The sequence below is a fragment of the Actinocrinis sp. genome (genome assembly GCF_035650855.1).
Lineage (GTDB): Bacteria > Actinomycetota > Actinomycetes > Streptomycetales > Catenulisporaceae > Actinocrinis.
In genome coordinates, this window is record NZ_DASRGV010000079.1 from 16,139 (window position 1) to 34,004 (window position 17,866).

At 70.7% G+C, this 17,866-nt stretch carries 15 protein-coding genes; 6 read left to right on the top strand and 9 right to left on the bottom strand.

All coding sequences use genetic code 11. The annotated features are described in order from the left end of the window. Positions 1–16: 16 nt before the first annotated feature. Positions 17–970 carry a glycosyltransferase gene (locus VFB40_RS06310; RefSeq protein WP_324848347.1) on the bottom strand — a complete coding sequence of 318 codons (954 nt, stop codon included), beginning with the start codon at positions 968–970 and terminating at the stop codon, positions 17–19. A 139-nt stretch (positions 971–1,109) separates the two neighbouring features. Between VFB40_RS06310 and rfbB the strand changes: the two genes are divergently transcribed. From rfbB to VFB40_RS06325, 3 genes are read left to right on the top strand one after another with little or no spacing between them, the layout of a single operon-like run. Beyond that, on the top strand, positions 1,110–2,093 hold the full coding sequence (rfbB, locus tag VFB40_RS06315; RefSeq protein ID WP_324848348.1) for a dTDP-glucose 4,6-dehydratase: 984 nt from the start codon (positions 1,110–1,112) through the stop codon (positions 2,091–2,093). Then, positions 2,093–3,052, top strand: a complete 960-nt coding sequence (gene rfbD / locus VFB40_RS06320) for a dTDP-4-dehydrorhamnose reductase (protein WP_324848349.1) — start codon at positions 2,093–2,095, stop codon at positions 3,050–3,052. Before rfbB ends, rfbD begins: the two co-directional genes overlap by 1 nt. A gap of 45 nt (positions 3,053–3,097) precedes the next feature. Further along, positions 3,098–4,006, top strand: coding sequence for a glycosyltransferase family 2 protein (locus tag VFB40_RS06325; protein ID WP_324848350.1), 909 nt, complete (start codon positions 3,098–3,100; stop codon positions 4,004–4,006). Positions 4,007–4,041: 35 nt separating this feature from the next. On the opposite strand, the gene VFB40_RS06330 is transcribed toward VFB40_RS06325, so the two are convergent. Both VFB40_RS06330 and VFB40_RS06335 read right to left on the bottom strand, forming a co-directional pair. After that, positions 4,042–4,725: a glycosyltransferase family 2 protein gene (locus VFB40_RS06330; protein ID WP_349261363.1), complete on the bottom strand. Its 684-nt coding sequence runs from the start codon at positions 4,723–4,725 to the stop codon at positions 4,042–4,044. Positions 4,726–4,817: 92 nt separating this feature from the next. After that, the gene (locus VFB40_RS06335; protein ID WP_324841520.1) at positions 4,818–5,183 is read right to left on the bottom strand and encodes a DUF2304 domain-containing protein; all 366 of its coding nucleotides are present in this window, start codon (positions 5,181–5,183) and stop codon (positions 4,818–4,820) included. A 231-nt stretch (positions 5,184–5,414) separates the two neighbouring features. Here VFB40_RS06335 and VFB40_RS06340 point away from each other — a divergent pair, with 231 nt between their 5' ends. After that, positions 5,415–7,472, top strand: coding sequence for a hypothetical protein (locus VFB40_RS06340; protein WP_324848352.1), 2,058 nt, complete (start codon positions 5,415–5,417; stop codon positions 7,470–7,472). Between the two features lie 74 nt (positions 7,473–7,546). Here the strand turns inward: VFB40_RS06340 and mca are convergent, their stop codons facing one another. Continuing rightward, a complete protein-coding gene (gene mca / locus VFB40_RS06345) occupies positions 7,547–8,422 on the bottom strand; it encodes a mycothiol conjugate amidase Mca (protein WP_349261364.1) in 876 nt (291 codons plus the stop codon). Positions 8,423–8,599: 177 nt separating this feature from the next. Here mca and VFB40_RS06350 point away from each other — a divergent pair, with 177 nt between their 5' ends. Both VFB40_RS06350 and greA read left to right on the top strand, forming a co-directional pair. Then, positions 8,600–9,241, top strand: a complete 642-nt coding sequence (locus VFB40_RS06350; protein WP_324848354.1) for a DUF4307 domain-containing protein — start codon at positions 8,600–8,602, stop codon at positions 9,239–9,241. Positions 9,242–9,361: 120 nt separating this feature from the next. Then, positions 9,362–9,859, top strand: coding sequence for a transcription elongation factor GreA (gene greA / locus VFB40_RS06355; protein ID WP_324841524.1), 498 nt, complete (start codon positions 9,362–9,364; stop codon positions 9,857–9,859). Between the two features lie 819 nt (positions 9,860–10,678). Here greA and VFB40_RS06360 read toward each other — a convergent pair. From VFB40_RS06360 to VFB40_RS06380, 5 genes are all read right to left on the bottom strand, one after another. Beyond that, on the bottom strand, positions 10,679–11,329 hold the full coding sequence (locus VFB40_RS06360) for a response regulator (protein ID WP_324848355.1): 651 nt from the start codon (positions 11,327–11,329) through the stop codon (positions 10,679–10,681). A gap of 20 nt (positions 11,330–11,349) precedes the next feature. Next, entirely contained in the window at positions 11,350–12,615 is a 1,266-nt protein-coding gene (locus VFB40_RS06365; protein WP_324848356.1) for a sensor histidine kinase, read from the bottom strand. A gap of 19 nt (positions 12,616–12,634) precedes the next feature. Then, positions 12,635–13,372 (bottom strand): ABC transporter permease, encoded by a 738-nt coding sequence (locus VFB40_RS06370; protein ID WP_324848357.1) that lies wholly within the window; start codon positions 13,370–13,372, stop codon positions 12,635–12,637. Then, positions 13,369–14,322, bottom strand: coding sequence for an ABC transporter ATP-binding protein (locus VFB40_RS06375; RefSeq protein WP_324848358.1), 954 nt, complete (start codon positions 14,320–14,322; stop codon positions 13,369–13,371). The genes VFB40_RS06370 and VFB40_RS06375 overlap by 4 nt, the downstream gene beginning before the upstream one ends. 202 nt (positions 14,323–14,524) lie before the next feature. Beyond that, positions 14,525–17,701, bottom strand: a complete 3,177-nt coding sequence (locus VFB40_RS06380) for a VanW family protein (protein WP_324848359.1) — start codon at positions 17,699–17,701, stop codon at positions 14,525–14,527. Between the last annotated feature and the right edge of the window lie 165 nt (positions 17,702–17,866).

Here is a 17,866-nt window from a genome sequence, read left to right on the forward strand (position 1 = left end):
CTTCTTCAATCCCTGATCACTTCTTCAGACGCAGCCCGGGCGGATTGGCGCCCTCGGGCAGGTAGCGGGCGGCGGCCCGGTTCAGCACGCCGTCACGCACACCGCGCGTCAGCGCCGGCAGGTGGTGGCGGCGGTCCGGCTCGAACAGCGTGGTGGAGACGAACTTGCGGCCGAGGAAGACGGCCATCGGCAGGAAGCCGAGCGGGTGCTTGCGCACGTTGTCCATCGCGAACCGCATGCCGTTGCGGGCGATCCAGTAGTGCCGCCAGGCCGGGTAGTGGATCACGCGCACGGTCAGCGGGCCGAGCTTGTGCTCGCGCCGGTCCCCCATCGAGTGCGGCAGCTTGATCCGGTAGTTCTGCACGATGCGCGCGCCGGTGCGGCGCACGTCGACGCAGAAGGCGATGTCCACGAAGTCGTTGAACAGGTCCTCGCGGAACGGGATGCGGTCGATCAGCTCGCGGCGCACCAGCATCCCGGAGGTGATGACGGCCTCGCGGTCCGCGGTCGCGTCGTGCAGGCCCGCGCCGACGTTGTAGAACTTCTCGTGCTTGGCGTCCCAGGGCGTCGGCGCCGCGATCCCGATCGTCGGATCGTCGCGCAGGTGCGCGGCCAGGCCGGGGATGAGCCCTTCCGGCAGCACCGAGTCCTGGTCGAGCAGCAGCACCGCCTCGGCGTCCGCCGGCAGCTGCTTCACGGCCAGGTTCAGCGCGCCGCCGAGCCCGAGGTTGCTGCCGATCGCGATCACCTCGATGCGCGGATCGTCCAGCTTCGAGGCGAGACTGGGGGACCCGGCGGGCGTGTTGTCCGCGATGACGACGCGGGTGCAGTCCGCGAGCGCGGATTCGACGACCGCGGCCAGCCGTTCATCGGGGTGATAGGCGGTCAGGATCGCCGTGACGGCCGGGGACTGGGTGTTTCGAGCCGACTCGGTCGGGCTCTGGCCGGTCGGCTCTTGCTGGGCGGACACCAGGCGGCACTCCTTGTTCGCGACGCTTCGCGCGTCGGCCGAGCGTATCGTCTCCTTTGACGCGGCGCTAATCTTCGCAGGTCACAGCCCGATTGTGGAACTCGGGGACACAGCGCGGGCACGGGATAGGATGCCCACCATGAAAATCCTGGTTACCGGCGGAGCCGGTTTCATCGGCTCGGAGTACGTGCGCGGGCTGCTCGGCGGGGAACTCGACGGCAGCGCGGACCACTCGGTGACCGTGTACGACAAGCTGACCTACTCCGGCAACCTGGCGAACCTCGCGCCGGTGGCCGACCACCCGGGTTACCGCTTCGTGCAGGGCGACATCAACGACGCCGCGCTGCTGGACGAGGTGCTGCCCGGCCACGACGCGATCGTGCATTTCGCCGCCGAGTCGCACGTGGACCGCTCCATCACGGGCGCCACCGAGTTCGTCGTCACCAACGTGCAGGGCACGCAGACGCTGCTGGACGCCGCGCGCAGGCACCACATCGCGCGTTTCGCGCACGTCTCGACCGACGAGGTATACGGCTCGATCGACGAGGGCTCCTGGACGGAGACGTGGCCGCTCGCGCCGAACTCGCCTTACTCCGCCTCGAAGGCCGGCTCCGACCTGCTCGTGCTCGCCGCGCACCGCACGCACGGCCAGGACGTCGTGGTGACCCGCTGCTCCAACAACTACGGGCACTACCACTTCCCCGAGAAGATGATCCCGCTGTTCGTCACCAATCTGCTGGACGGCAAGCGGGTCCCGCTCTACGGCGACGGCGGCAACGTGCGCGACTGGCTGCACGTCTCCGACCACGTGCGCGGCATCCACCTGGCGCTGACCAAGGGCCGCTCCGGCGAGGTGTACAACATCGGCGGCGGCACCGAGGTGACCAACAAGGAGCTGACGGCGCGGCTGCTGGAGGCCTGCGGCGCGGACTGGGGCAGCGTGGACAACGTGGCCGACCGCAAGGGCCACGACCGGCGCTACTCGCTGGACATCACCAAGATCAGCACCGAGCTCGGCTATGAGCCCCAGGTCTCCTTCGACGAGGGCCTGGCCCGCACCGTGCAGTGGTACCGCGAGAACCGCGCCTGGTGGGAGCCGCTCAAGGCCAAGGCGGCGCTGTAGTGGCACGCTGGCTCGTCACCGGTGCGGCCGGGATGCTCGGCCGGGAAGTCGCACAACTGCTGATCGGCCCGGCGCACCCGCTGGGCGAACCGGAGCGCGGGGAGACGCCGCGGGTCGACGCCGGGCTCGAGAGCGCCGGGCTCAAGGACGACGGCTCCGGCGAGGCGGTGCACGAGGTCGTCGCGCTGGGCCGGGCCGAGCTGGACATCACCGACCCGGACGCGATCAAGCGCGCGGTCGACGGCGTGGACGTCGTCGTCAACGCGGCCGCGTGGACCGACGTGGACGGCGCCGAGGCCCGCGAGGCCGACGCGACCGCGGTGAACGGGACCGCGGTGCAGAACCTGGCCTCCGCGTGCGCCGATTCCGGCTCGATCCTGCTGCACCTGTCCACCGACTACGTGTTCCCCGGCGACGCGGCCGCGCCGATCCCGGAGGACGCGGCGAGCAGCCCGGTCAACGCCTACGGCCGCAGCAAGCTGGTCGGCGAGCAGGCGGTCCTGCGGACCCTGCCGAGCACCGGCTTCGTGGTGCGCACGGCCTGGCTCTACGGCGAGTACGGCAAGAACTTCGTCGCCACCATCCTGAACGCGGCCAAGCAGCGCGAGTTCCTGGACGTGGTGGACGACCAGCGCGGCCAGCCGACCTGGGCGCGCGCCCTGGCCACGCAGCTGATCGCGCTCGGCGGCGCGGCGCTGGCCGGGCAGGCCCCGGCGGGCGCGTACCACGGCACCTGTTCCGGCGAGACCACCTGGTTCGGCCTGGCCCGCGCGGCCTTCGAGCTGTCCGGCCTCGACCCGGAGCGGGTGCGCCCGACCACCAGCGACAGGTTCCCGCGCCCCGCCCCGCGCCCGGCCTACAGCGTGCTCGGCCACGAGAAGTGGGCCGCCGCCGGGCTGCCGCCGATGCCGGACTGGCACCTGACGCTCGCCGAGTTCCTGCTCGGCACGAGCTTCTGACCGCGCCGGCGCCCACCCCAACCACACGGGAATAAGGACCCTCAGATGCCGAGCATCGACATCATGATGCCGTACTACGGCGATGTCGCGATGATGCAAGCAGCGGTGCGCAGCATCCTGGCGCAGGACGACCCGGACTGGCATCTGACCGTGGTCGACGACGGCGAGGCGGCCGGGGTCCCGGAGTGGTTCGCCGCGCTCGGCGATCCGCGGGTCAGCTATCAGCGCAACCCGGTGAACCTCGGGGTGACCGGCAACTTCCGCAAGTGCGTGGAGCTGGCCAAGCGGGACCGGATGGTCATGATGGGCAGCGACGACCTGATGCTGCCCGACTACGTGAGCACCGTCCGGCGGCTGGAGGCCCTGGCCCCTGGGGCCGGGATCGTGCAGCCGGGCGTGGAGGTCATCGACGAGGCGGGCCGGGTGATCGGCGGCGGTCTTGTGGATTCGGCCAAACGGCGGATCTACAAGCCGAAGGGGCCGGGTCCGCACCGCCTGCACGGCCAGGAGCTCGCGGTGAACCTGCTGCGCGGCAACTGGCTGTACTTCCCCTCGATCTGCTGGCGCACGGACGCGGTCGCCGCGGTGGGCTTCCGCGAGGACCTGGAGGTGATCCAGGACCTCGACATGATCATCAAGCTGGTGGAGCGGGGCGAGGAGCTGATCGCCGGCGACCACGTGTGCTTCCAGTACCGGCGGCACCTGTCCAGCGAATCGGCGAAGCAGGCGATCGACGGCAGCCGGTTCGCCGAGGCGCGTGCCTTCTTCCTGGAGACGGCTGAGCACCTGGACTCGATCGGCTGGACCGAGGCCGCGGCGGTCTCGCGCCGGCACCGCTCGGCCCGGCTGCACGCACTCAGCCTGGTGCCCGCGGCGCTCAAGCAGCGCCGTATGGACTCGGCGCGGCAGTTGCTGCGTTACGCGGCCTCCCCGAGCAAGCGCCTGAGCGCCTAACCGGGGCGAGGCCGCGTTATCCGCCGAGGGCCGCGTTACCGCCTGACGAGCGCCAGGAAGAGCGTCAGAAAGGCCCGGCCCAGGTACAGCATCGCCTTGAGCGGGGACTGGCTTGGCGTGCCCATTTGCCGCTGGCGCATCGCCACCGGGATCTGGCTGACCCGATAACCGAGCCGCAGCGCGCGTACCAGCGTCTCGACCGTGTCACCCAGGTACTCGACGGGGTACCAGTCCGCGAACAGAGCGATCAGTTCGCGGTTGCACGCCCGGAATCCCGAGGTGGTGTCGGTCAGCTTCGTACGGGCCAACCGGGAGAGCACCCAGGACAGCATGGTCATCGCCCACCGGCGCGGACCGCGCACCCGGTAGTCGCCCTCGCCGGCGAAACGGGCGCCGATGACGAGCGACGATGCCGACAGCGCGTCGATGAGCTTCGGGACGTAGGCCGGATCGTGCTGGCCGTCCGCGTCGACCTGGATCGCCACGTCGTAGCCGTGGTCGCGGGCGTACCGGTAGCCGAGGCGCATCGCCCCGCCGACGCCGAGGTTGTACGGCAGCCGGACGGCCACCGCGCCCGCCTGCTGCGCGACCGCCGCGGTGCCGTCCGTGGAGCCGTCGTCCACGACCAGCACGTCCACGAACGGCAGCGCGCCCTCGATCTCCGCGATGACGCTGCCGATCGACTCGGCCTCGTTCCAGGCCGGGACGATGATCAGCACCCGCTGGGTCCGGCGCGGGCCCGCTTCCACCGCGCCCCCTTCCACCGCGGCCTCGGCCACGGTGCCGAGTTCCTCGGCGTGCAAGGTATCGGTCACGACGCCGAACGCTCCTCGGTCCGCTCGCTCTGTTCGTCCATGCGCAGCCGTAGCAGCGCGATCTCCTCGGCCAGCACCCGCGTCTCGTCCTCGAGGCGGCTGGCCTCCCAGCTCAGGTGCAGGCACACCAGCAGCAGGAACATCACGCCGAAGAACAGCACCAGGCTCACGCCGTTGGCCACGCCGAACGCGATCGCGACGTGGTTGAGCGCGGTCGGGAACAGTCCGAGGCCGAGCACGATGACGCCGACGAAGATCCAGAGCACCGCGTACTTCTCGCGCAGCCGGCGCCGCCGGACGAGTTCGAAGATGAAGCCGAGGAACAGCAGCGCCGTCGCCCCGGTCAGGATCGTCAGATTCATCGCTCCTCCTCTCTGACGCCGGATTGTGTCATGAGGGCGGGCCGGGTTTCGAGCGCGGCCGCCGCACAGTAGGGCGACGATGGACCTCCCGGCGGTTGCGCATGCCCCGCCGGGGGGTTTCCGAAGCGGATCGGGACGGAGTCTGGATGAATCAGACGGGAGAACACGCCTAAACTGTCGCAGCCGACCAAAGGGGGTGGGCGTCTGATGCCGACACGAGGTGCCACCGACATGGGATCACAAGTGCTGGTCCGCTGGGCCCGCTCGCTGCCAGGCCAACTGCCTAAGCAGCGCACGGCCCCGGACGAGGCACCCAGCGCCGCCAAGCGCTTCTCCGCCCGCGACCCCCGCCTGGTCGGCGGGCTGCTCGCCGGTGCCTGGGCGCTGCCGGTGATCACGCACCTGCTGCACATCGACGCCCTGCTGATCATCGTCATCGTGTACCTCACCGGCGGCCTCGTCCGCATGGGCGGCACCGTCCTGGACCGGCTGATGGTCACCCTCGGCCTGCTGGCGGGCACCGCCATGGCGGCCGGCATCCCGTTCTCGTTCTGGCCCTTCGGACTCAATCCGGTCGCGGTCGGCGGCACCGCGCTCACCGTGCTGCTGGCGATCGCCGTCACGCTGCGGCGCCGCCCGCGCTGGCCGCGCCGGGTGCTGGGCAGCGACCTGCCGCTGCTGGCCGCGTTCGGCGTCGCCTCGGCCGTGGCGTACGGGCCGCTGTGGTTCCAGAACGCCGGGCACCGCCTCGCCTTCGCCACGCTGACCGGCGACCGGACCCGGCACTTCAGCCTGTTCGACTCGATCCACCGGCTCGGCGGCTACACCTACCTGATGCAGGGCAAGGCGCGCGGCGTCGTGGACCCCGGCATGCTCGCCGTTTATCCGCCGGGCCAGCACTTCACCTACGCGCTGCTGGACATCTTCGTCACCTCGCACACCGATCCGGGCAGCCCGACCGCCGAACTGATGCGGTACGAGGTGTACACCTGCCTGGGTTACGGCTTCTTCGTGCTGTGCGTGGCCTGGGGCGCGCGCTGGGTGGCCGGTCCGGCACTGGCGGGGTGGCGGCGCACGTTCCTGGTCGCGGCGATCGCCTCGTTCCTGTCCACCGGCGTGATGACCACCTCGATCTGGTGCGGCTGGGACCCGCAGATCTTCGGGATGGGGCTGCTGGCGCTGATCACGGCGTGCGCGCTGCGGCCGCCGTCGAGCGGCAGGCTGCACGTCGTCCTGATGGCGGCGCTCACTATCGCGATCTGCCTGACTTATGAGCTGTTCGCGCCGTTCGCCGCGCTGATCATCGTGGTGTCGGCGGTGTTGTACCGCAAGCGGTGGCTGCCGCACTGGAAGCTGGCCGTGGGCGCGGCGATCGTGGCGATCCCGGTCTCGCTTTCCGAGGTGCTCTCCGCGAAGCAGAGCGGTTTGCAGTCCTCCCAGGCCGCGCTGGCCATCGGCTTCACGGTGCCGATGACGCAGCGCAGCCTCGCGATCATCGGGCTGCTCTCGGTGGTCGGGTTCGCGGTGCACGCCGCCAGGCGCCGGCCTACCGCGCTGGCCGCCTTGGTGAGTACCGCGTTCTGCGGAGCGGCGGTGCTCGCGTTCTGGGCGTATCAGACCGCGACGATCCACACCACGTCGTACTACTTCCAGAAGGCCGTACAGGCCTGGGTGATCATCGCGCTGGTCGGCGTCGGTACCGCCGGCCATCTGCTGCGCCGACCGAAGCTGCCGAGCCGCGGCGTGATCGGCGCGGCGATCGGCTGCGTGGCGATCCTGGCCGGGTTCGTGGCGACCGACAGCTTCTACTACGGCCCGCTGAAATTCAGCTACCTGAAGATGAAGCCGGGCAGGCATACCACCTGGGCCCGGGTCTGGGGCAGCGGCGAGCACATCTTCCCGGCTGACCGCAACGCGATGGACACCCTGCTGTCGCGCGGCCTGCTCGGCGACGGGGTGCCCACGCTGACCGTCTGGCAGGACCACACCCTGGAGAACATCAACCTCTCGCTCGTGATGGCGACGCTCAACCACGACGACGGGTCGATCTCGCCGCAGATCTACCAGCTGAACGAGGCACCGAACCTCGGCGCGACGGCGGACGCCGGATGGACCGCGGATCAGGACAAGAGCGTGACCGCGCTCGAGGGCGTCCTCGCGCAGTCCTCGACGCCGCTGCGCGTCATCGTCGGCAACAGCACCCTGGCGGACAAACTCGAGCAGTGGAAAGCGCAGCACCCTGACAGCGGGCTCAAGGACGTGCTGCTGATCCCCAATCTCGGCAACTAGCGCGTACTACCCGGCGGACAAAACGCAGGCCGCGCCGTTCTTGGAACGGCGCGGCCTGTATGCGTCTTCTTCGATTACACGCCGACGGTCTCGTGCACGCCCGCGAACAGGTCGTTCTCGGGCAGCGTCGTGTCCACCAGCGATCGAGCCAATTCGTAGTCCTCGGTCGGCCATGCCGCGCGCTGCACGTCCATCGGGACGCCGAACCACGGGCCGTCCGGGTCGATCTGAGTCGCGTGCGCGAGCAGCGCCTTGTCGCGGATCTCGAAATAGTCGCCGCACGGCACGCGGGTGGTGATGTGGCGTTCCGGCCGGTCGCCCCAGCGGTCGATCCAGCCTTCGTAAGGGGACTGAAGGCCGCGCTCGATCATCGCGTCGTGCAGGGCCAGCACCCGCGCCTTGGAAAAGGACTGGTTGTAGTAGAGCTTGAGCGGCTGCCAGGGTTCGCCGGCTTCCGGGTACCGGTCCGGATCCCCCGCGGCGTCGAAGGCCTCGACGGATACGCGGTGGCACTGGATGTGGTCCGGGTGCGGGTAGCCGCCGTCCTCGTCGTACGTGGTCACCACGTGCGGGCGGAATTCCCGCATCAGCTTCACCAGCGGTTCCGCCGCGGTCGTGACGTCCTGCAGGGCGAAGCAACCTTCCGGCAACGGCGGCAGCGGGTCGCCCTCCGGCAGCCCGGAGTCGACGAAACCGAGCCAGGCCTGGTCAACGCCCAGAATGCTGCGCGCCGCCTCCATCTCCGCGCGACGCACGGCGCGGATATTCGCAGCAATGTTCGGATCATCCTTCAAGCGCGGGTTGAGAACGTCCCCGCGCTCTCCGCCGGTACATGTCACCACCAGCACATTTACGCCTTCCGCGACGTAACGTGCCATGGTCGCCGCGCCCTTCGACGACTCATCGTCAGGATGTGCGTGTACTGCCATCAGCCGGAGCCGCTGATCCACGGGCCGGGTCCCCTCGTCTGAACGGTTCCTGTCGATAGCCGTGGTAATAACCACGGCAGCCTCTATAGTGGCGGACGAGTGTGTTTGGCGCCGCAACATATGGCGTTCGACACCCGTCGGTAACACAGCACCGCCCGGTCGCGCATAATTCCCGATTCCCGGCACCCCGAGGGAACAATGACGGACACCATCAGTTCAACGCCCGAGCCGCCCCGGCCACAGCCGGGCTCGGAGCCGTTGCGCCCGCAACAGCGCTTCCGGCTGCCCGACCCGCAGTCCTCCGCCACCGGCAACACCGGTGACCGGCCCGCGACTCAGCCCGCAAACCCACAGACCCCGTTCGCCCGCGCCGCGGCCGCCTCCGGCGGCGGCACGACCCAAGGCGGCCGGCCCGGCGCCCCCGGATCCGCGCGCCTGGACAGCTCACGGACCGCGATGACGCCGCCGGAAGGCCGCTACGGCGAGAAGGGCGGCATGTCCGGGCCGAGGAAGGTCGGTCTTGGCGTCGTCGGCCTCGCCGTACTCGGCGGCGTGGGCGGCTATATCGCCTGGCAATTGTCGCATCCCGACATCCAAGGCACCGTGACCAGCTTCAACGCCACCACAGCCACGTCGGTCATCGTGACCTTCGAGGTGGACAAGCCCGCGGACAAGTCCGCCACCTGCACCCTGGTCGCGGTGGACGGTCACGGCGCGGTGGTCGGCACGGCCTCGGTCCCGATCCTGTCCGGGCGCGCGAAGAACGTGCAGACCTACACGCTGCAGACCACCACCACGGCGAACACGGTGACGGTGCAGACCTGCAAACTGACGGGCTGAGACGGTCGGTTGAATAACAGTTCGCTGCGTATTGTCGGCGGCGCTTGGTAGCCTCATAGTTTCGCGGGTATCCGATCCGACGGCTACCCGACTATCCGTTTGACGCTACGAGGAGCATCCGTGACCCAGACCAGCGACAACGCCACCTGGCTCACTCAGGAGGCGTACGACCGGCTGAAGGCCGAGCTGGAGTACCTCCAGGGTCCGGGCCGTACCGAGATCGCGAAGAAGATCGAGGCTGCCCGCGAGGAGGGCGACCTGCGGGAGAACGGCGGTTACCACGCCGCCAAGGAGGAGCAGGGCAAGCAGGAGGCCCGCATTCTCCAGCTGCGCCAGCTGCTGGAGAATGCGCAGGTCGGTACGGCGCCCTCGGTCTCCGGCGTGGCCGCGCCCGGCATGGTGGTCAAGGTGGCCTTCGATGGGGACGACGACGACACGCTGGAGTTCCTGCTCGGCTCGCGCGAGGACGCCGGGGCCGCGATCGAGGTCTACTCGCCGCAGTCGCCGCTCGGCTCGGCCATCAACGGTCGCAAGATCGGCGAGAGCACCGAGTACGAGCTGCCCAACGGCAGGACCATGGCGGTCAAGCTGCTGTCCGCCGAACCGTACGCCGCCTAGCGGCAGCCCGAAGCGGCCGGCCCCGGCCCGACGCAAGCGCGAGGCGTCGGGCCGGGGCCGTCAGTTTGATCGGACCGGGGCCGCCAGTTCGATTCGGATGCGGTGATTCGGATGCGGTGCCGCTGGCGTAGTGCTGGTGTCTCGCTCAGCTGGACAGCCAGTCCGGGCGCTCCGGGTTGTGATTGCGCCTACGGCTAACGCGCTTCGCGCTGAAGAGCGCCCTCCCGCCCACCCTGCTCTGCGTCCTCGCTGGCGCTCGGGCGCTACGCGAACTGAACGCGCTGCCGCGCACGCGCTGCGCGCTGGACGCTTCGCTGCGCTGGGCGCGCCGCCTCGCTGACGCTCGGCGGCTTCGGTCACGACCCGGCATCGGCGCGTCGGCGCAATAGCCTCTCCCCGATGGGGATCGAGATCGCGCACAAGGATCCGCGTCGGCCGATACTCGCGGCGCAGGCCATCAGTGAACCGACGGATACAGTGCCCGGCGCGTTTGCGGGCGGTTCTTCATTCCAAGGCGAAAACGCCGTGCACTCAAGGCATCCTCGACGTTCGCGCGCCGAGCGCGGGCCGCCTCTGATCAGCGCGTTCAGTTCGCGTAGCGCCCGAGCGCCAGCGAGGACGCAGAGCAGGGTGGGCGGGAGGGCGCTCTTCAGCGCACGGAACCGCCGAGCAAAGCGAGGTGGCGGAGCGCGCGACAACCACCTGGCTGCCGTCCTGTTGAACGGGACAGAGGTGGCGGCCCATCCGCCCCGTCACCTACCGGACGGGGTCGTCAGTCGTCCCGCTCAGCTGGACTACCGCGCGAATGTCCGCGGATCTCTAGAGCCAGCCCTTCTCCTGCGCGATGCGCACGGCTTCGGCGCGGTTGCGCGCGCCGGTCTTCTGAATGCACGCGGACAGGTAGTTGCGCACGGTGCCTTCGGACAGGCTCAGCTTGTCGGCGATCTCCGCGTTCACGGAACCGTCGGCCGAGGCGGCGAGCACGTCCCGCTCCCGGCTCGTCAGCGGGTTGATTCCGTCGGCGAGCGCGGCGGCGGCGAGATCCGGATCGATCACCCGCTCGCCGGCCAGCACCCGGCGCACCGCCTCGGCCAGGCGGGCCGCCGGGGCGTCCTTGACCATGAAGGCGGCCGCGCCGGCCTCCATGGCGCGGCGCAGGAAGCCGGGCCTGCCGAAGGTGGTGAGCACCACGACCTTGGTCTCGGGGTGCCGCTTGCGCAGCAGCGCCGCGGCGCTCAGGCCGTCAAGGCCGGGCATCTCGATGTCGAGCAGCGCCACGTCCACGCCGCCGAGCGCGTCCACCGCGGCGACCACCTCGTCGCCGCGGCCGACCTGCCCGACGACGCACATGTCCGGCTCAAGGCCCAGCAGCGTCGCGAGCGCCTCGCGGATCATCGCCTGATCCTCGGCGAGCAGGACCCTGATACGTTTGCCCTGGTCGCTCCCGGGATTCGCGCTCCCCGAATTCACGGCCCAACCTTAGCCGACGGTCACCGTACCGGGAGGGTGGCGGCGACGCGGAATCCGTGCGGACGTGTCGGCCCGGCGCTCAGCGTGGCCGAGAACGGGGCCAGCCGCTCGCGCAGGCCGGTCAGCCCGTTGCCCCAGCGCTCGGCCTGTTCGGCGGGCTCGGTGAGCGCCGCAGAAGCGTCAATCGCACCGGAGGCGTCCACCGCGTCAGGGGCCTGCTCCGAGCACGGCCTGGCACAGCCGTCGTCGACCACTTCGAGCGTCACCGTGGCCTCTCCGTCAACGCGCGCCTCGATCAGCCGCGCCCGGCACCAAGTGGCGCCGGAGTGCCGGACCACGTTGGTCACCGCTTCGCGCAGGCACCAGGCGAGCGCCGCCTCGGCTTCCGGTCCGAGCGTGCCGGAGCGGCGCAGCAGCGCGGGGTCGACCTCAAAGGAGATCTGCGCGGCCTCCAACGCGGTGCGCGCGGAGACCGCCTCGACGGCGAGCGTGGCGCGCCGATAGCCGGAGACCGCATCCCGGATGTCGGCCAGCGCCTGCCGCGAGACCTGCTCGATGTCCGCGACCTGCTTCTCCGCGGCGGCAGCGTCCAGCGGGATCAGCCGCCTGGCCAGCTCGGCCTTGAGCGTGATGGTCGCCATCGAGTGCCCGGCCAGGTCGTGCAGGTCGCGGGCGAGGCGCAGCCGCTCCTCGTTGACCGCCAGGTGCTTGACCTCCTCGCGGGCCTGGTGCAGCTCGCCGATCAGGCCGCGCATCCGCCGCACGCCCATCACCGCGAAGCAGGAGAAGAACGAGGGCAGCACCATCCAGGCCCAGGTCCCGGTGTCGACCTTGAGCAGGACCCCTTCGAGCACCATGGTGCCGGTGGCCGCCGCGCCGCCGATCAGCGCCCAGCGCCGCTCCCCGCCTAGCGGGAGCATCGAGCCGCAGACCGCGGAGACGTAGATCCACAGCGCGATCCAGGTCGGGGTGCACAGCACCGGCAAACCGACGGCTAGGGCGACCAGGATCCCGAGGTAGGACGTCGCCCTGCGGTCCCGGTTCCAGCGCAGGTGGTCCTGCTCCCAGGCGGCGCGGCTCGAGATGGTCAGCCGGGTGTAGATGTAGCAGAACACCCAGAACCCGGTGATGCCGAGGATCTGCTGCCAGAGCGCGTATCGCTTGTTGAAGTTGTCGACGAGCGGGATCAGCAGATAGATCAGCCAAACCCCAGCCCACAGCCATCCGGTCCGGGTGCGTAACCCGAGCCGGATGGCTGCGTCGTCCTCGCGGACCTTGCCGCTCATGTGCGCCGGCCGCCCCTGCTCAGCCGGCGTCCACGCCGCGGCGGTACATGCGGGCCGCGAGGACCGCCGCGCCGACCGTCCACGCGAGCAGGATCGCGATGCCGCTGCCCGGCACGTGGTCTCCGGTGATCACGTCGGTGGCCAGCTGCCGCACCTGGTACGTAGGCAGCGCCTTGCCGACGCTCTCCAGCGTTCCGCTCAGCGGGAAGAACTGCCCGCCGAGGAAGGAGCCGCCGACGTAGACCAGGATGTTGACCATCTGCACCGAGTCCTGCGGCACCCCGTAGCCGATCGCGATGCCGAGGGCGGTGAAGGCCAGCGCGCCGATCCACAGCACCAGGAAGGCGGTGACCCACTTCGCCGCGCTCAGGTGCACGCCCATCGAGCCGCCTACGATGAACACGATCGCGATCGCCGGCACCGTCACGAGCGTCGCCGAGGCGATCTTGCTGATCACGTAGCCGTTGCCGGGCAGCGCGGTCAGCCGCAGCTGGCGGATCCAGCCCTCCTTGCGCTCGGTCGCGATCTTCTGCGCGTTGGTGGTGAGCGCGGCGCCCAGGGCGCCGAAGGAGGCGTAAGCGATCAGGAAGTAGGTACGCAGGCTCAGGTGCGTGCCGTCGACCATCTTGTTGCTGTTGGCCGTGCCCGCGGTCAGCAGGAACAGCACGGTCGGGTAGAGGATGGTGAAGAACATGACGCGGCGGTTGCGCAGCGCGCGCAGGATCTCCAGCCGGGTCAGGGCGATCACGCCGGTCATCGGGCGTCCTCCACTACTTCCGAGTGCGCGTCCGCGCCGTTGTCCTGCTGGGTGATCGCGACGAAGGCCTGCTCGAGGCCGAGCGCGGTGATCTCGATGTCCTCGGGCCGGTAGCCGGCGTCCAGGATCGAGTAGAAGGTCTTGTCCGAGTCCGAGGTCTGGATCTGCACCCGGTCGTTGATGATCTCCAGCGTGACCACGTTCGGGAGCATCAGCAGCCGGTCCCGGGTGACCCCGGGCAGCCGGAAGGAGATCTTCTGGAAGCCGGCCTGCGCCTTGATGTCCGCGGCGGTCCCGTTGGCCAGCAGCCGCCCCTTGTTGATCACTATCACCTGGTCGGCGATCTGGTCCGCCTCCTCCAGGTAGTGGGTGGCGAACAGGATCGTCTTGCCGCGCTCGGCCTCGGCCTTCATCGCCTGCCAGAAGATCTGCCGGTTCTCCACGTCCATGCCGGTGGTCGGCTCGTCGAGCACGATCAGGTCGCTGTCGCCGGCGATGGCGATGGCGAACCGCACCCGCTGGGTCTGGCCGCCGGAGAGCTTGTCCGCCTTGCGCTCGCCGATGTCCGCGATGTTCGCCCGCTTGAGCACCTCGTCGACCGGCAGCGGCCGCGGGTGCAGCTTCGTCATCAGGGTGAGCAGTTCGCGCACGGTCACGTCGCTGAGCAGTCCCCCGGACTGCAGCATGGCCCCCACGTGCCCCGCGGTGATCGCGTCGTGCGGCGCCTTGCCGAACACCCGGACCGTGCCGGCGGTGGGCCGGCGCAGGCCGAGCAGCATGTCGATGGAGGTGGACTTGCCCGCCCCGTTGGGCCCGAGGAAAGCGACCGTGCGGCCCTGCGGGATCTCGAGGCTCAGCTCGTTGACCGCCCTGACCTGCCCGTAGTGCTTTGAGACGTTCTCGAACGTCACCGCGGCCGACCCCGGCCCGCCGCGTACTCCCGTAGTCATCTTCAGTCCCGTCGTCGTGATCCCCTGGGCGTCCGGCCTGTTCCGTGCGCCCTGGCAACTAGGACTATCGAATCGGATTCCGCGCCGCCGCGTCAGTGTGCGGCGTCGTGAACCTCACATGACAACTGTCATGCCGAATCGATGCACCACACGCAGCAGGTTGAGTCGGTGCAGCGGATGGCGACCGTCACGGCACGCCGGGTCAGTGCAGCAGGCCGCCGAGGATGCCGGTCGGCGCGGGGCTCGGCGCGGACGTAGGCGATGAACCGGTGCTGCCGCCGCCGGAACCGCCGCCGGACTTCGTGCCGCCGCCCGATCCACTGGTCTGCGCACCGGTCCCCGAGCCCGAGGACGAGCCGGTTGAGCAGCCCTGGCCGCTTTGCGGCACGTAGGTGACGTGGAACTGCTCGGTGCCCACCTGGCTGCCGCCGCGCAGCAGCGTCCGCGTGACGTCGACCTGGAAGCCTGGCTGCGCCCCCGTGCAGGAGCCGTGCCCGGCGCTGGGCTGAACGATCGCAGTACGCTGCGACACATCGACCTTCACCTCGTCGTACGGCTTCTCGCCGAGCAGCGCGACGGTGAGCGAGTTGTTCGAGTAAGAGGCGTAGACGTAGACCGGGTGGCCGCTGACGTTGCTCCACTGCAGGTCGGTGCCGGGCGCGACCACGGCCGCGTCGAGGCCGACCGGGTAACGGTCGACGTACGAGGCGTGCGGGTGGTGCACGGCGTCGCCCATGCCGGCGGAGAAGGCCGCGTCGAAGACCGCCGTGGCGACCGTGTCGACGCCGCCGGAGGGGTCGACGCCCGCGCGCTGCGCCGCCGCGGTGACCGCGAAGCCGTTCGCGGTGGTCGGCGCGCCGACGGCGCTGAGGAAGGACCAGGTGGCGCCGGGTTGCACGATGTCGCCGGCGACGAGCGAGGCGGCCCGCTGGACGTTGGTGAAGCGGTTCGGGGCGTCGGGGACCGGCAGGGTGCTGCTGCCGAGCACGTCGGTGACGTCGAGGGCCTGCGCCTGCGCGGTGGTGAAGGTCGCCGGAAGCGGACCGATCGGCACGTTGGCGGTGCGCGGCGCGGACGCGGTCAGCGCGGGCAGGACCGCGGCGGCGAGGCTGTCGGGGGCGAAGCCGCGGCCGTCCCGCGCCGGGACCAGCACCGGCTGGTCGCCGTCGATGGAGAAGGAGGCGTTGACCGCGGGCTGCTCCTGCGCGCGCACGTTCTGGCCGAGGTAGCCGCGCAGCCGCGCGCCGTCGAGATGGGCGGTCAGCTGACCGGTCGGGTCGGGCGTGATGGTGAGCGCGTCGCCGATCTGAGCCGGGGTCAGCTGTGTGGTGACGGTCCCGGTGACCAGCGCGATCGGTGCCGACACCGCCGGACGGGCGATCGTCTCCAGCGCTGCCTGCAGCGCCGCGGGCGTGGCCTTCGGGCGCAACGGCTGCACCGGGATCTGGATAGGACCGGTGACACGCAGGTATCCGTTGCGGATCGCGGTGATCGCGCCGTCCGTGCTGAATCCGCGGCCTTCCTTGGGCGCGGTGACGACCGGGACGCCCGCCCGGAAGGTGATGGCGCCTTCGACCATCGGGCTGTTGTACGCGGCGGCGATCTTGTCGAGCGCGCGGCTGAGCGCGGCCGCGTCCACGCTCGGGATCGGTGCGATCTGGTGCGTGGCGCCGAACAACGCCGGAATGATGACCAGCGGGTTGGTGCGGTCCTGCTGCGCGGCCTGGAGGGTGCCCGCGACATCGAGGGTGAGCCCCGAGGTGCCGGGGTCGAGGCTGACCGGGGTCTGGCCGACCAGCAGCGGAATCGGCGCGCGGGCCGCGGCGCCGAGCCGGTCGCTGAGCGCCTGCTCGGCCGCGGCCGGGCTCAGTCCGCCGATCGGGACTCCGGCGACCACGGTGCCGCGCGGCACGCTGCCGCCGAAGACCCCGCTCGCCACCGCCAGCGCGACGCCGTAGAGGAGGGCGAAGGCGGCCGCCACGACGGCGGCGATCGTCAGGAGCCTGCTACCGCCGCGCCGCTCGGCGTCGTCCTTGGCCGCTTCGTTCTCGGCCTGGCTGCGCCGGTCCGCGCGGGCCTTGTCGGCGCGCGGCTTCGGGACGCGGCCGGCTGCTGAATCGTCTCCGGCGGCGCCGCCGTGACGCGGCCGCGACTGCGCGGGCGCGGAGGGCGCGGCGGCTGCCGGGCCGAGGGCGGGTGCGGCAGCCTGCGCCGGAATCTTGGTGAGCTGCTGGGTTGGCGCGTCCGGGGCGGCGAAGGGTGCGGCGAACGGGCCGGCCGCGGCCGCGGAGCCGCGCAGGGCGCGGGCGGCCGGCGAGCCAGGGTCCAGATACGCGGACTCGCCGGAGGAGTTGTGGAAGATGCCGCCGAGGTAGCGCAGCGCGAGGGCGTGCCGCGAGGGGTCGTGCCCCTCGGGGTAGTAGCCGCCGAAGCCGGGGAAGGCGGCCGGCTGGGTCGGGACGCCGTAGGGCCCGCCGAAGGTGGCGGCCGGAACGGCGCCGGGCACGTACTCGTAAGGGGGCTGACCCGCGTCGGCGAATTCGCCCTCGACGATCTCCGCGCCGCCGGCGCCGCCCGGTTCGCGCACCGCCACCGCGCCCGCCGCCGGCTCGTCACGGAACCAGGTGCCGGGCAGGTCGTCGTCCGCCATGGCGGACGGATCGGCCGAGCGGTCGAGGCCGACGTCGGCCGCGGAGACCTTCTCGAGGTCGAGCCCGAAGACCTGCTCCAGGGTGTCGTGGAAGGCGTCGGCGAGTTCCGCCGCGTTCTGCTGCGCGGCCGTGGACGGCGGCAGCGTCGTGGTGAGCAGCGCCGGGGTCGGCCGGGTGTCGCGCGGCAGCGGCACCACGAGCGTGGCCGTGGTCAGCGCCGCCATTTCCGAGGGCAGCGCACTCGGCCGCGCCGGGGAGGCGGCGACCTGCGCGAACGGGGCGGCCGGCGTGACGTTGCGGCGCGGGCCCGGGGCGCCTTCCGGCAGGGCGTCCTCGGCGCGGTCCTCCCAGGCGGCGTGCGGACGCAGCGTCGTCGAGGGCTGAGGCGGCACGGAGGGCAGCTTGATCAGCAGGCGCGCGGTCGCCTCGGCGTTGGAGGACACGCGCAGGCCGGACTGCTGTGGGTCGGCCGCGGGCGGCGGCTCCTGGTGCGGCTGGGCGCCTGAATCAGGCATCGAGTACGGGTCGCCGGGGCCCGGATCGCCGTCGGGGCCGTCGCTCAGGTACTCCGGAAGCGGCGGGAACTCGAGCAGGTCGGTCGCGCCGGGAACCCCGGTCTCGTAACCGCCGGTCTCGTACAGACCGGACGCGAACTGCGGGTCATAAGGGTCGCGCCGGTACGGATCGGAGCCCCGCCCTGGGTAATCCGTGGACTCTGGAGTATTCACAGCGCCGTTCGGCCTTCCAGATCGCAGATCGACGTCCGCGCCGCCGAATCGGCCCGATCACGGACAGTGCCTTGGCGATCACCATACTGTGATCGTCGTCGGCCCGAGGCCCGATGGCTGATATTCCACCGTCGCGAGTGATGCCGTGGGAACACGCGTCAACGC